The sequence below is a fragment of the Sutterella parvirubra YIT 11816 genome (assembly GCF_000250875.1).
GTDB lineage: Bacteria > Pseudomonadota > Gammaproteobacteria > Burkholderiales > Burkholderiaceae_F > Sutterella > Sutterella parvirubra.
In genome coordinates this window covers 19,837-32,012 of record NZ_JH605011.1, presented here as the reverse complement: position 1 = coordinate 32,012, position 12,176 = coordinate 19,837, and the positions used below count along the sequence as shown (strand labels likewise).

General features: G+C 66.3%; 15 protein-coding genes. 6 read left to right on the top strand and 9 right to left on the bottom strand.

What is annotated here, in order from left to right; genetic code table 11:
* The coding region (locus tag HMPREF9440_RS11285) for a hypothetical protein (protein WP_172634300.1) at window positions 1–210 on the top strand (210 nt) is incomplete at its 5' end.
* A 94-nt stretch (window positions 211–304) separates the two neighbouring features.
* Here the strand turns inward: HMPREF9440_RS11285 and HMPREF9440_RS08865 are convergent.
* From HMPREF9440_RS08865 to HMPREF9440_RS08855, 3 genes are all read right to left on the bottom strand, one after another.
* Window positions 305–1,057, bottom strand: a complete 753-nt coding sequence (locus HMPREF9440_RS08865) for a HesA/MoeB/ThiF family protein (RefSeq protein WP_008543461.1) — start codon at window positions 1,055–1,057, stop codon at window positions 305–307.
* 116 nt (window positions 1,058–1,173) lie between these two features.
* Entirely contained in the window at window positions 1,174–2,718 is a 1,545-nt protein-coding gene (locus HMPREF9440_RS08860) for a S41 family peptidase (protein ID WP_008543460.1), read from the bottom strand.
* 30 nt (window positions 2,719–2,748) lie between these two features.
* Window positions 2,749–3,849 carry a murein hydrolase activator EnvC family protein gene (locus tag HMPREF9440_RS08855; RefSeq protein WP_008543459.1) on the bottom strand — a complete coding sequence of 367 codons (1,101 nt, stop codon included), beginning with the start codon at window positions 3,847–3,849 and terminating at the stop codon, window positions 2,749–2,751.
* A 1-nt stretch (window position 3,850) separates the two neighbouring features.
* Here HMPREF9440_RS08855 and HMPREF9440_RS08850 point away from each other — a divergent pair, with 1 nt between their 5' ends.
* The 4 genes from HMPREF9440_RS08850 (at window position 3,851) to HMPREF9440_RS08835 (ending at window position 6,311) form a co-directional block, all read left to right on the top strand.
* Window positions 3,851–4,390: a hypothetical protein gene (locus tag HMPREF9440_RS08850; RefSeq protein ID WP_008543458.1), complete on the top strand. Its 540-nt coding sequence runs from the start codon at window positions 3,851–3,853 to the stop codon at window positions 4,388–4,390.
* A 46-nt stretch (window positions 4,391–4,436) separates the two neighbouring features.
* Window positions 4,437–4,838 (top strand): rhodanese-like domain-containing protein, encoded by a 402-nt coding sequence (locus HMPREF9440_RS08845; protein WP_008543457.1) that lies wholly within the window; start codon window positions 4,437–4,439, stop codon window positions 4,836–4,838.
* 106 nt (window positions 4,839–4,944) lie between these two features.
* Window positions 4,945–5,448: a protein-export chaperone SecB gene (gene secB / locus HMPREF9440_RS08840; protein WP_008543456.1), complete on the top strand. Its 504-nt coding sequence runs from the start codon at window positions 4,945–4,947 to the stop codon at window positions 5,446–5,448.
* A 194-nt stretch (window positions 5,449–5,642) separates the two neighbouring features.
* Window positions 5,643–6,311 (top strand): response regulator, encoded by a 669-nt coding sequence (locus tag HMPREF9440_RS08835; RefSeq protein ID WP_040765498.1) that lies wholly within the window; start codon window positions 5,643–5,645, stop codon window positions 6,309–6,311.
* 85 nt (window positions 6,312–6,396) lie between these two features.
* On the opposite strand, the gene trmL is transcribed toward HMPREF9440_RS08835, so the two are convergent.
* The 6 genes from trmL to ftsY are packed head-to-tail and all read right to left on the bottom strand — an operon-like array spanning window position 6,397 to window position 11,925.
* Window positions 6,397–6,867: a tRNA (uridine(34)/cytosine(34)/5-carboxymethylaminomethyluridine(34)-2'-O)-methyltransferase TrmL gene (gene trmL / locus HMPREF9440_RS08830; protein ID WP_008543454.1), complete on the bottom strand. Its 471-nt coding sequence runs from the start codon at window positions 6,865–6,867 to the stop codon at window positions 6,397–6,399.
* 11 nt (window positions 6,868–6,878) lie between these two features.
* Window positions 6,879–7,826, bottom strand: a complete 948-nt coding sequence (gene rpoH / locus HMPREF9440_RS08825) for an RNA polymerase sigma factor RpoH (RefSeq protein ID WP_008543452.1) — start codon at window positions 7,824–7,826, stop codon at window positions 6,879–6,881.
* Window positions 7,827–7,884: 58 nt separating this feature from the next.
* Window positions 7,885–8,772: a cell division protein FtsX gene (locus tag HMPREF9440_RS08820; RefSeq protein ID WP_008543450.1), complete on the bottom strand. Its 888-nt coding sequence runs from the start codon at window positions 8,770–8,772 to the stop codon at window positions 7,885–7,887.
* Window positions 8,769–9,431 carry a cell division ATP-binding protein FtsE gene (locus HMPREF9440_RS08815; protein ID WP_008543448.1) on the bottom strand — a complete coding sequence of 221 codons (663 nt, stop codon included), beginning with the start codon at window positions 9,429–9,431 and terminating at the stop codon, window positions 8,769–8,771. Before HMPREF9440_RS08815 ends, HMPREF9440_RS08820 begins: the two co-directional genes overlap by 4 nt.
* A complete protein-coding gene (locus tag HMPREF9440_RS08810) occupies window positions 9,431–10,897 on the bottom strand; it encodes a Ppx/GppA phosphatase family protein (RefSeq protein WP_008543445.1) in 1,467 nt (488 codons plus the stop codon). Before HMPREF9440_RS08810 ends, HMPREF9440_RS08815 begins: the two co-directional genes overlap by 1 nt.
* Before the next feature lie 35 nt (window positions 10,898–10,932).
* The gene (gene ftsY, locus HMPREF9440_RS08805) at window positions 10,933–11,925 is read right to left on the bottom strand and encodes a signal recognition particle-docking protein FtsY (RefSeq protein WP_008543443.1); all 993 of its coding nucleotides are present in this window, start codon (window positions 11,923–11,925) and stop codon (window positions 10,933–10,935) included.
* 16 nt (window positions 11,926–11,941) lie between these two features.
* Here ftsY and HMPREF9440_RS12435 point away from each other — a divergent pair.
* A partial coding sequence (locus HMPREF9440_RS12435; RefSeq protein ID WP_216586079.1) for an RsmD family RNA methyltransferase occupies window positions 11,942–12,176 on the top strand: 235 nt, incomplete at its 3' end.

Below are 12,176 nucleotides of genomic sequence, written 5' to 3'. Positions count from 1 at the left end.
CTCCCCGAGGACGCGCCCGCCGCGTATTGGCTTCCTGAGGGCGATGGGATCCGCGCCATGCTGATGTCGCTTCTCTCCGAAGCCTCCGCCAAGGCAGCGGGCCCCGCGGCGGCGTTCCTCCGATCCGTGCCGGGCGAGTCGGTCCTGCAGAAGGCCGTGCGCACGCCGGGGGCGCCCTCGGCGTGGTCGCCCGTGCGGGTGGAGCCGTAAGCCTTCAGGGCTTCCAAGGCGCCGGCGGCGGGAGCCGCCGAAAAGAACGGGGTCCTTCTTGACGAGGGACCCCGCTTCTTTTGGGCGTTCGGGTTCAGTGCCCGCAGACCGGGCAGCTCTTCCTGCGCTTGTAGCGCACGATGTCGAACGTTGCGCGGAGGAGGTCGATCATGAGGAGGCGGCGCGTAAGGGGTTCGCCCACGCCCGCGGCGAGCTTCAGGGCCTCGGTCGCCTGGAGGACGCCCACGATGCCGGTCACCGGCGTGAAGACGCCGACGGCGGCCGCCTTGAGGTCGTTCGCGGGGTCGTCTTCTTCAAAGAGGCAGCGGTAGCAGGGCGACTCGTCCTCGCGCATGTCGAAGACGGTGACCTGTCCCGAGAAGCGCACGGCCGAACCGAAGACGAGGGGCTTCCTGAGCTTCGCGCAGGCGGCGTTCACCGCGTGGCGGGTCTTGAGGTTGTCCGAGCAGTCGAGCACGATGTCGGCCTCACGCACGGCCTCCAGAAGGCGCTCGCCCTCCAGAACGAACGGAATCGCGCGGACGTCCAAAGCGGGGTTGAGGCGCGGAAGCGTCCGGGAGGCGTTCAGCGCCTTGTTCATCCCGAGCGCGTCGTCGCCGTGGATGAGCTGGCGCGAGAGGTTGGAGGTGGAGACCGTGTCGGGGTCCGCCACGGTGATGCGGCACGCGCCCGAGGCGGCGAGGTACATGAGCGCGGGGGAGCCCAGGCCCCCCGCCCCCACGACGAGGAAATGCGTGCGGGCGATGCGGTCGCGTCCCTCGGGACCAAGTTCGGCGAGAAGCGTTTGTCGGGAGAGTCGTTCTTCGATGAGGCTCGCAAGCGTCATGGTGTGCGGCTTCCTGGCTGGGGGTTGATGAAGTGAAATGAAGAAACGGCTCCGCCTTCTTTCTGTGCGGAGCCGTTCCTGAAGGCTTGGGGTGCTGAGGGATCAAAGCCTCGGGGTCACTTCCCCTCGGTCTTCTTCTCCGTCTTGTCGGCGGACTTCTCCGTCGACTTGTCGTTCGACTTGGCGTCCTTCTCCGCCTTCTTCTTTTCGGCTTCGAGCTTCGCCTTTTCGTCGCGGGCTTTCTTCCGCTCCGCGATGAGCTTCTTCGCGACCTTCATCGGCTGACCGCGAAGTTTCGACGTTTCGACGGTTTCGCCCTTCAAGTGACGGATCGCCTGCTGGAGCTGCCAGTCCTTGTCGTCGCCGAAGAAGTAGTGGTAGTCGGGCGACTCGGTTTCGTCCGCGTCGTCGTAGGGGAGCGTGTCGTCGGGCTTCGCGTCCTTCTGATCGTTCGCGAGGTGGTGCGAGAGGTCCGCCTCACGCACCTGGAAGGTCGGATAGTTCCCGACGGGCGTGTCGTCGACGTAGAAGTCGGGTTCGATGCCGCGGGCCTGAATCGAGCGGCCCGAGGGCGTGAAGTAGCGCGCCGTGGTGAGCTTCACCCCGACGGTCTTGTCGCCCAGATTCATCGGGAGGATCGTCTGCACGGAACCCTTCCCGAAGGAGCGGTCGCCCATGAGGACGGCGCGCTTGTGGTCCTGGAGCGCCCCGGCGACGATTTCGGACGCGGAGGCCGAGCTCGAATTGATGAGGACGACCAGGGGCACGGTCTTGGCGGCGGGGGTGAGGCCCGAGAGGGCTTTCACGGCTTCGCCCGCACGGTAGTCGGACTCGACCGCCTTGAAGACGTAGTCGGAATTGGGAGCGCGCCCCTTGGTCGACACGATGTCGACGTTCGCAGGCAGGAACGCCGCCGAAACGCCGATCGCGGCCTGGAGCAGCCCGCCCGGGTCGTTGCGCAGGTCCAGAACGAGCCCCTTCAGGTTCCCCGACTTCTCAAGTTCGCCAATGCGCTTCGCGAGGTCTTCGGCGGTGCGCTCCTGGAACTGCGAAATGCGGATGTAGCCGAAGCCGTCCGCGAGCTTCTTCATCTTGACGGACTGCGTCTTGATCGTGGCGCGTTCGAGCTGGAAGATGAGCGGCTTCATCTCACCCTTGCGGGCGACTTCGAGTTTGATCTTCGTGCCGGGCTCGCCGCGCATGAGCTTCACGGCGTCGTTCAGGGTCATCTCGGCCGTCGCTTCGGCGTCGATCTTCGTGATGATGTCGCCCGCGCGCACGCCGGCCCGCGCGGCCGGGGTGTCGTCGATCGGCGAAATCACGCGCACGCCCGAGACGTCCTTCGTCACCTCGATGCCGAGGCCGCCGAACTGACCCTGCGTCGCTTCGTTCATGTCCTCGAACCCCTCGACGTCGAGGTAGTTCGAGTGCGGGTCGAGCCCGCTCACCATCCCCTCGATGGCGTTCTCAAAGAGGTCCTTGTCCGCGACGTCGTCGACGTAGAAGTCCTTCACGGCGTTGAAGACCGTGGTGAACTGGCGGATTTCTGTGAGCGGGAGCTGGTTGGAGGGCTTTTCGGCCCAGGCCTGCAGCCCTGCGCTCGCGAGCGCACCGGCGAAGACGCCGGCCAAAACGAGGGTGGTTGCGCGGAGTTTGTGCATCGTTCTTCGATGTGTCGGGCCGGGGCCGTGTCAGACGCCGAGCCACGGGGAGGGATTGACGGGTTTGCCGCGATGGCGAAGCTCGAAGTATAAGCCCGGCTCATCGTCGCCCCCGGAGGAGCCTACAGCGCCAATTGTTTCGCCTTGTTGGACACGTTCGCCGACGTTTTTGAGGAGCGTGTCGTTGTTGGCATAGACCGAAAGGTAGTTGCCGCCGTGATCGACGATGATCAGGTTGCCGTAGCCGCGGAGCCAATCCGCGAAGACCACGGTCCCTGCGGCGACCGCACGGACGTCGGCGCCTTCGGGCGCGCGGAAGCGGATGCCCTGCCACGTGGCGCTCCCCGTGCGCTTCGTGCCGAAGCGCGCGGCGATGCGCCCGTCGACGGGCTTCGCGAGCCTGCCCTTGAGCTTTGCGAAGGCCGTCCCCGACGGGGCCGGGGTCACCTTGGCGGGGCGCTGCGCCTTCTTGGCGGCCTCTTCCTCGGCGCGCCGCGCCGCGGCGGCTTCCGCCGCGCGCTCTTTTTCCAGCCTCGCGTCGATTGTGGCGACGAGGCTTCCGAGACGCGCCTGGTCCTTGCGGAGCTTGTCGAGTTCGGCCTGCGTGTCCGCAATTTCGCGCTTGAGCGAGGAGGCCGCCTCCTGGCGCTCCTTCTTTTCGGCAAGAAGGTCCGTGCGGCTCTTTTCCTCGTCGCGCTGGATGCGGGTGAGTTCGTTGCTGCGGGTGCGGGTTTCGTCCGCCACCTGACGGATGTCGGCCTGCTGCTTTTCAAGGTCGTCCGCGGCGCGGACCTGCGCGACCTGAAGGTAGCCGAGGAGCGCCGTTTCGAGCGTGCGCTCGCCCGGGCTCACGCCGTTGATCCAGCTCTGCCAGGCCGGGCGGCGCATCTGCAGGTACTGCGCGCGGCTGATCTGACCGATCTTGCGTTCGGTCTCGCCCAATTCGCTCTCCACCCTGCGGCCGTCGCGGCGCAGCTGCGCGAGGCGGTTCTCCACCCCGCGGCGCTCGGCCGAGAGCGTGCGCAGACGCTTGTTCGCGTCGCTGATCGCCTGGTCGGCCTTCTTCAAGGCCTGATGCGCCTCTTCCTGGCGGGCTTCCTTTTCGGAGAGCGACTTCGCGAGTTCGTTCAACTTGCGTTCAACGTCCGCCTTCTGGCTTTCGGCCTTCGACTTCTCGAGCGCGGTCTTCTCCGACGCGGGCTTGGCGGCGGGTTTGGCCGTCGTCTTGGAAGCGCTTCGGGTCGAGCTCTTGGAAGTGTTCCTCGTCGTGCTCTTGGCGGCGCTCTTCGAGGTGCTCCGCGTGGAACTCTTCGCCGAGCTCTTGGCGGACTTCTTCGTGGAGCTCTTCGCCGAACTCTTCGTCGAGGTCTTCGCCTTGGTGCCCGAAGCCGCCTTCTTCGTCGTGGTCGACGTCTTCGCCTTCAACGAGCTCGTCGTCGACTTCTTGGCGGAGCTCGTCGTGCGCTTCTGCGTCGTCTTCGAGGTGGTGGTCTTTCGCGTCGTCTGCTTTTCCGCGGCGAGCGCCGTCCCGGCGTCCGGCACGAAGACGGGCGCCGCGAGCGAGAAGGTGGCCGCGAGGACGAGCGCGAGCGCGCCCCGGCGGAATGCGCGCGGGATCATAGGGACAAACACGATGACGAAGGAGGGTTCGGCCGCATCGGCCGGTGCTTAGCGCATTCTATAATCTTGCGATTCCCCGCACCTTCTTTCGTTTTGAAATGACGCAATTTCTTCTCGACAACATCGTTCTCGTACTGGTGATCCTCATCTCGGCCGCCGGTCTTCTCATTCCGATGTTGAACGCCCGCCGCTACGGCCCCGAACTCACGCCGCAGCAGGCCGTGGCCCTGATCAATCACAAGCGCGCCCAGCTGGTCGACGTGCGCAAGCCCGCCGACTTCAAGCGCGGCCACGTCACCGGGGCGGTGAACCTCCCCTCGGACCAGATCCAGAACAACCTCAATCGCCTCGATCGCGCCCGCCCGGTGATCCTCATGGACAACATGGGCTCGGCCTCGCGCACCGCGGCGAAGCTGCTGCGCGGCGTGGGCTTCAGCGAGGTCTACGTGCTCGAAGGCGGCATCGTTTCCTGGACGAAGGAAAATCTCCCCCTTGAATGATCGGGGGATCGTCCCCATATGGTCTTCATGGCGCCAGACGCGCATCGACAACCCGACACAATGGCGTTCACCCCCGGGCGAGCGCGAAACACGATAGGTAACCATCATGGCTGAAAACGAAACCAACGAGATCCCCGCCGCCGGCGCTGAAGAACAGGCTGCGCCCGTCTTCCAGCTGCAGCGCTGCTACCTGCGCGACGCTTCGCTTGAAATGCCGCACGCGCCGGAAATCCTCATGCAGCCGCAGACCGAGCAGCCGCAGGTCGACATCCAGTTCGAAGTGAGCCAGCGCACCGTCGCCGAAAACCTCTACGACGTCACCGTGCGCGGCACGATCACCGTCAAGGCGAACGACAAGGCGATCATTCTCGTGGAAGGCAAGCAGTCGGGCATCTTCGCGATTCAGGGCATCCCCGCGGAAGCCCTTCAGCACGTCTCGAACGTGCTCTGCCCGTCGATGGTCTACCCGTACCTCCGTGCGAACCTCGCCGACCTGATGACCCGTGCGAACGTTCCGCCGGTTCACCTCCCCGAAGTCAACTTCGAGGTGCTCTACCAGCAGCGTCTCGCTCAGGCGCAGGCCGAAGCGGCCGAACAGAGCGCCAACTAAGAGCCTCAGGGAAAACGCCCGCCGCGCATTCGTGAAGCGCCGCGGGCGTTTTGCTGTGTTCGGAAGACTGTTCGGATCCGTGGACTTCCTCGGTCTGCAAGCAGGAAGCCGAAGGACGGATTCCGTCTTGTGCGCCTCAGCTTGCTAAAATGAAAAAGTACGCCGGCCGCTCGGGAGCCGGTACGGAGAACACCATGATTCGCATCCTGCTCATCGACGACCATACGCTCTTTCGCAGCGGCGTGAAGGCGCTTCTGCAGCGTCAGCCCGACTTTGAGGTTGTGGGCGAAGCGAGCGACGGTCTCGAAGGCGTGAAGCTCGTCGAGCAGGTTGAAGCCGACGTCGTGCTTCTCGACGTCGACATGCCGAGCATGAACGGCCACGAAGCGCTCGCGCAGATCCGCGAAACGCATCCGAACCTCGCCGTCCTGATGCTCACCGTGAGCGAAGACTGCGAAACGTTGGGCGAATGTCTGAAGCTGGGCGCCCGCGGCTACCTTCTGAAGAAGATCGACCAGGACTTCCTGCTCCGCTCGATCCGCGCCGCCTACGCCGGCGACAGCGTGATCTCGCCCCAGATGATGACGAAGTTCGTCAACCGTTTCGCCGACCCCGAAGGCACGAAGCAGGCGCGCCCGGCGGGTGCGCAGGGGCAGGATCCCTCGGTGCTGACGCGTCGCGAACGTCAGACGCTCGCCTGGCTCGCCCGCGGCGTCTCCAACAAGGAAATCGCCCGTGCGTTGAACCTCGCCGAGTCGACGGTCAAGGTCCACGTGCAGAGCGTGCTGAGGAAGCTCAACCTCTCCTCGCGCGTGCAGGCCGCGATCTACGCGATCGAGCACAAGATCGACAAGGAACTTTGATCGGCCGACGCCCCTTTGGGGCGGATCGACTGAATGAAAAAGGGCGCTCCCGAGGGGCGCCCTTTTTGTCGATGGGTGTTGGAGATCAGGCGCCGCCCGCGTACCCCTGCTGGCGCCACGCTTCGAAGACCGTCACGGCGACGGTGTTCGAGAGGTTGAGCGAACGGTTCCCGGGGCGCATCGGCAGACGGATGCGGTGGTCGTTGTCGAAGCGTTCGCGCACGGCGTCCGCGAGCCCCTTGCTCTCCGACCCGAACACGAACCAGTCGCCCGGCTCGAAGGCCACCTCGGCGAAGGGACGGCTCCCCTTCGTCGTCATCGCGAACATGCGGTCCGGATTCGGGGCTTCCGATGCGAGAAACGCGTCGAACGACTCGTGGATGCGCACGTCGGCGTACTCGTGGTAGTCGAGCCCCGCACGCTTCATGTGCTTGTCTTCGAGCGAGAAGCCCAGAGGCTTCACGAGGTGCAGGCGCGCGCCCGTGTTGGCGCACAGACGAATGACGTTGCCGGTGTTGGGCGGAATTTCCGGCGCGACGAGAACGACGTTGAACATGGGTCGGAAGGTCAGAAGGAGGGATCTTCGTCGACGAGCGCCGCGCGCATCTTCTGGATGGCGAGCTTCTCGATCTGACGGACGCGTTCGGCGGAGACGCCGAACTCGTCGGCGAGCGTCTGGAGCGTCACGGGTTTGGCGTTGCCTTCGGCGTCCTGATGGAGGTAGCGCGCTTCGATCACGCGGCGGCTCCGGGGGTCGAGGCTTTGGAGCGCCCGGGCGATGCCTTCGCCCTCGAGCTTGCGGCGGCTTTCCTCTTCGAGGATCGACTCGGGCTCGTCGGCGTCGCGCGTCAACCAGTCCGAGGGGCTCATGCCGCCCTCGTCGTCGCCGTCGACGGGCGCGTCGAGGCTCGTCTCCTGCCCGTACATGCGCTCTTCCATTTCGAGCACTTCCTTGGGCTTGACGTCGAGGTGTTCGGCGATTTTCTCGGCCTGATCGTAGGAGAGCGCGAGGCGCGTGTCCTCTTTGAGCTGACGCAGGTTGAAGAAGAGCTTGCGCTGGTTCTTCGTGGTCGCGAGCTTGACGATGCGCCAGTTGCGGATCACGTACTCCTGGATTTCCGAGCGGATCCAGTGCTGCGCGAACGTCATGAGTCGGGCGCCCCGCGTCGGGTCGAAGTGCCTCACGGCCTTCATGAGGCCGATGTTCCCTTCCTGGATGAGGTCCGCGTAGGGCAGGCCGTAGCCCAGATACCCGCGCGCGATCGAGACGACGAGGCGCAGGTGCGAGAGGACGAGCCGCTGTGCGGCATCCAGGTCGTTCTTGTCGCGGAGCCGGTGCGCGAGGTCGCGCTCCTCCTCGGGCGAGAGCATCGGGGCCTGATCGGCCGCGCGGATGAAGCTCTCGAGGTCGCCCAACGACCCGACGACCGCGGGCACCTGCGGTGCGCGGTACGGGACGAGCGCCGTGACCTGCTTGGGGGCGTCGGCGTCGAGAATCTCGGGTTCGTCGGTCATGGGCGGCGTGAAAAGAGGGAGGGAATCGGAATCAATGGTGCAAGGCTAACACGACCGCTCAGCGGACGCGCCGCCAGAGGTCGAGCGCCGCGAAGCTCGCGACGATGCCGCCCGTCACCGCGCAGAAGACGACGAAGACGGCGCAGTCGCGCCAGGCGGGGAGCGTGAGCACGATCGTCGTCTGGTAGAGGGCCGCGGCTTCCGCGAGGGCGTTTCCGAAGGCCCAAAGGCCCACCTTGGTGAGGCCGAGCGCGAGGATGCTCGCCGCCGTCATCATCAGGACCCCGCGCCAGGCCGTGGGACGCACGGCGAAGACGGGGGAGGCCCCGAAGAGGTGGAGTGCGCGCATCTCTTCCGTGGCGGAGCGGTTGGTGCGGCGGAGCGCCCCCATGATGACGAGGATGATGAGGGCGAGGATCGCGACCCCGAGGATGGCGAGCCCGGTGTTGGCCGCACGCGTGATGACGCCGAGGCGCTCGTGCCAGCTCGTCTCCACGCTCACGACGTCGACGCCCTTCAAGGCCTCAACGGCCGCGACCGTCTCGGCGATGCGCTCGCCCGAGATGTGCGTCTCGAGCGTGGCGATCAGGATGTCGGGGAGGGGGTTCTTCGCGTTCTTCTTCGAGGCGACCCCGAGGGTTTCGTTCAGCTCCGCGAAGGCGACGTCCTTCGGAATGATGAGGGTCTCGGCGACGCCCGGAATGTTCCCGACGTCTTCGGCGACCTTTTCAACGGGCACCGACCCGTCCGTGAAGATCGGCATCTCGACGGCGAGCGGGAGGTTTCGGAGCGGCTCCGACAACCCGTAGAAGACGAGCGCGATGAAGAGCGGGACGGCGAGCGCGAGGCTCGTCAGCACCGTGGAGAAGAGGAAGGGGTCGGGTTCGTTCCGGAGCCCGCGGACGGTTTCGCGGGCGGCCCAGCGGCAGTTGGAGAGGTAGCTCATGAGAGGGCCTCCGGCGCTTCCAGGCGCACTTCGCGCACGGGCACGCCTTCGGGGACGTGCCGCTCGTGGCTCGCCGAGACGACCGTGACGCCGGCCCTGACGAAGGCGCCGAGGAGCGCGAGAAGCGTCTCCGCGTTCGCCTGGTCGAGGTGCGCGACGGGCTCGTCGACGAGAATCACCGCCGGGCGGTTGACGACGGCGCGCGCGAGGCGCGCCAACTGCTTTTGCCCCGCGGAGAGCTGGTGCGGGAGGTCCTCCGCGAATTCGCCGATGCCGCACTTCTCCAGCGCCAGCATCGCGCGGCGGCGCGCTTCGCCGTAGCTCTCTTCGGCGGCGAGCGCCGGGAGCATGACGTTGTCGATGACGGAGCGGTCGGAAAGAAGCAGGCTCTCCTGCATCATGAGCCCCATCGAGCGGCGGAGCCACCGGCGCTCTTCGGAGCTGAAGAGGTCGACCCGGTCGCCCGCGACGTAGACCTCGCCCTCGGCGGGCTGCGTGAGGCCCGCGAAGAGCCTGAGCACGGTGCTCTTCCCCGAGCCCGTGCCCCCGTGCATGAGGACGAATTCGCCGCGGTCCGCGCTCATCGAGAAGTTCTCGAGCACGGCCCGGCGGTCGTAGACGACCGTCACGCGGCGCAGTTCAAGAAGAGGCGTCGTCATCAGCCGAAGCGCTCCATCAAAACCTGACGCCCGATGCGTGCCCAGTAGGCGGACTCTTCCTGGAGCAGATGATCCGTCAGGGGGTGTGTGCTCAACCAAACCGCGTCCATCTTGAGGCGGAGGGCGCCTTCGGTGCGCTCGAAGGCGAAGACCGGGAGCGACGGCGTCGAGCGCGCGTGCATGAAGATGACGGCGAGACGAAGCGCGAGGACCGCGGCCGCGGAGACCGACTGGTCGAGCTCCGGTTGGACCTTCTTGAGGTTGCCGCGCTGCGCGAGGATGAGCTTCGCCATCACGTCCTGATCGCGCCGAGAGAAGCCCGGCATGTCGGTGTTGCGGACGATGTATTCGCCGTGGCGGTGGTAGCGCGACGTGTTGATCGTCATGCCGACCTCGTGAAGGGTCGCGGCCCACACGAGCATCTTCTCGTCTTCCGGGGTGGCCTCGGGGCGGAGCGCCCGGTAGAGCTTGAGCGCCGTTTCGGCGACGTTCTTCGCCTGTTCGGCGTCGATGCGGCCCGCGCGCGCGACTTCGGCGATCGTGACGTCGCGGGTGTCGCGGTGCTCGACGCGGCCCCAAAGGTCGTGCAGAAGCCCGACGCGAAGGGCCCCCTGCGCGGGGCGCATCGATTCGATCCCGAGCGTGCGGTAGCAGGCGAGGAGAACGGCGAGCCCGCCCGCGATCACTTCGCGGCGGTCTTCCTTCAAACCCTCGAAGCGGACTTGGCTCGCGTCGTGCATCTCAAGGAGCATCCGGCGGAGCTTCTCGAGGTGCTCGGGGCGGACTTCGCCGTCGCTCCAGCCGAGCGCGGCGCAGATGCCGCTCACGGCGCCGAAGGTGCCCGCGGACCCGTACGCTTCGTCGTAGTTGGGGCGCCCGAACGCGCGGATCGAATCCTCAAGGTCGGCGCAGCAGGCGACGACCGCGCGGTCGAAGGCCTTCGCGGAGAACTTCCCGTCGGGGAAGAACCGGATCGACGTGTTGACGCAGCCGATCTTGTAGCTCTCGCACTTCAAGGGCTCGGTCCCGGTGCCGATGATGAATTCGGTGCTCGCGCCCCCGATGTCGATCACGAGGCGGCGTTTGTCGGAAGGGGGCAGCGTCTGCGCGCAGCCCTTGAAGACCAAACGCGCCTCTTCGTGCCCGCTCAGGATGTCGATCCTGTAGCCGAGCGCTTCCTGGGCTTTGAGAAGAAACTCGTCGGCGTTGGTCGCCGCGCGCATCGCCTGGGTGCCGACGGCGCGCACGCGCTCCGGGGGGATCCCCGAGAGGCGTTCGCGAAAGCGCGCGAGCGCGGCCAAGGCGCGCGCCTGCGCTTCGGGCGTGAGCGCCCCGTTTTCGTCGAACCCGCCCGCGAGGCGGATGGTTTCCTTCCAGTAGCTCTGCGGCACGATGCGTTCGCCCTCAACGCGGGCGATGACGACGCGGAAGCTGTTGCTGCCGAGATCAACGGCACCTAGAAGCATGGCGGTGGCCTCCTTGTGGGAGCACTGTGGGGTTCTCAGGCGCGCTCGGCGTCCTGAGGTTCCTCGTCGGTCTGCGGGACGTCTTCGCCCGGACCCGGCGTCGCCGGGTCGAGGCCGACCAAGGCGTTCGCGAAGGGGACCGCGCGGAAGGACTGCAGGTGTTCGAGCTTTTCGCCCACGCCGATGAAGAGGATCGGCAGGGGCTTTTCGCGGCGCATCTGCGTGATCGCGAGGAGGACGCCGCCCTTGGCGGTGCCGTCCAACTTCGTGATGATGAGCCCGGTCAGGTTCGCGGCGGCGTCGAACGCTTCGACCTGCGTGAGGACGTTCTGGCCGTTCGTGCCGTCGACGACGAGGATGGATTCGTGGGGCGCACCCGGGAGCGCCTTGTCCTGGGAGCGGCGGATGCGGGAGAGTTCCTGCATCAGGTTGGTCTGGGTCGGGAGACGCCCCGCCGTGTCGGCGATGACGATGTCGATCCCGCGGGCGCGGCCCGCGCTCACCGCGTCGAAGACGACGGCGGCGGGGTCGCCCCCTTCCTGCGAGATGACTTCGATGCGGTTGCGCTCACCCCAGACGGCGAGCTGCTCGCGCGCCGCCGCGCGGAAGGTGTCCCCGGCGGCCAAGAGCACGGACTTGCCGCGCTCGGCGAAAAGCTTCGCGAGCTTTCCGATCGAGGTGGTCTTCCCGGCGCCGTTCACGCCCACCATCATGATGACGAGGGGCTTCTCACGGTCGAGGTCGAGGTCGGCTTCGGCCGGGCGGAGCATCGCGACGATTTCGTCGCGCAGCGCCAGGCGCACCTCGTCCTGGGTCTTCAGACCGCGCAATTTAATCGCATTGCGCAAACGTTGTAGGATACGGGAGGACGTCTGGACGCCGACGTCCGCCGAAATGAGCGCGAATTCGAGCTCTTCAAGAAAATCTTCATCGACGACACCGCCGGTGAAGAGGCCGACGATGTTGACGCGGGTGCGTTCCAGGCCGTTTTTGAGTCGGGACAGCCACCCTTCGGAAGAACCAAACATAACTAGTTAACAACCCATGCGAGTTCGCAAAAACAAGGAAAACGAGCGCGTCCGCGCAAGTTCCACAAGTTTAGCAACCAGTACCCCCCGCGGGGGAGCCGGTGCGGTGCGTATTGTGGGCGGCGACTGGCGCCGCACGCCCCTTCGCGTGGGTGTGAGGGAGGGGCTTCGCCCCACCTCGGAGCGCGTGCGTGAGACGGTCTTCGACTGGCTCGGGCATCTCTTGGGCGGCATGGCGGGCGTGCGCGTCC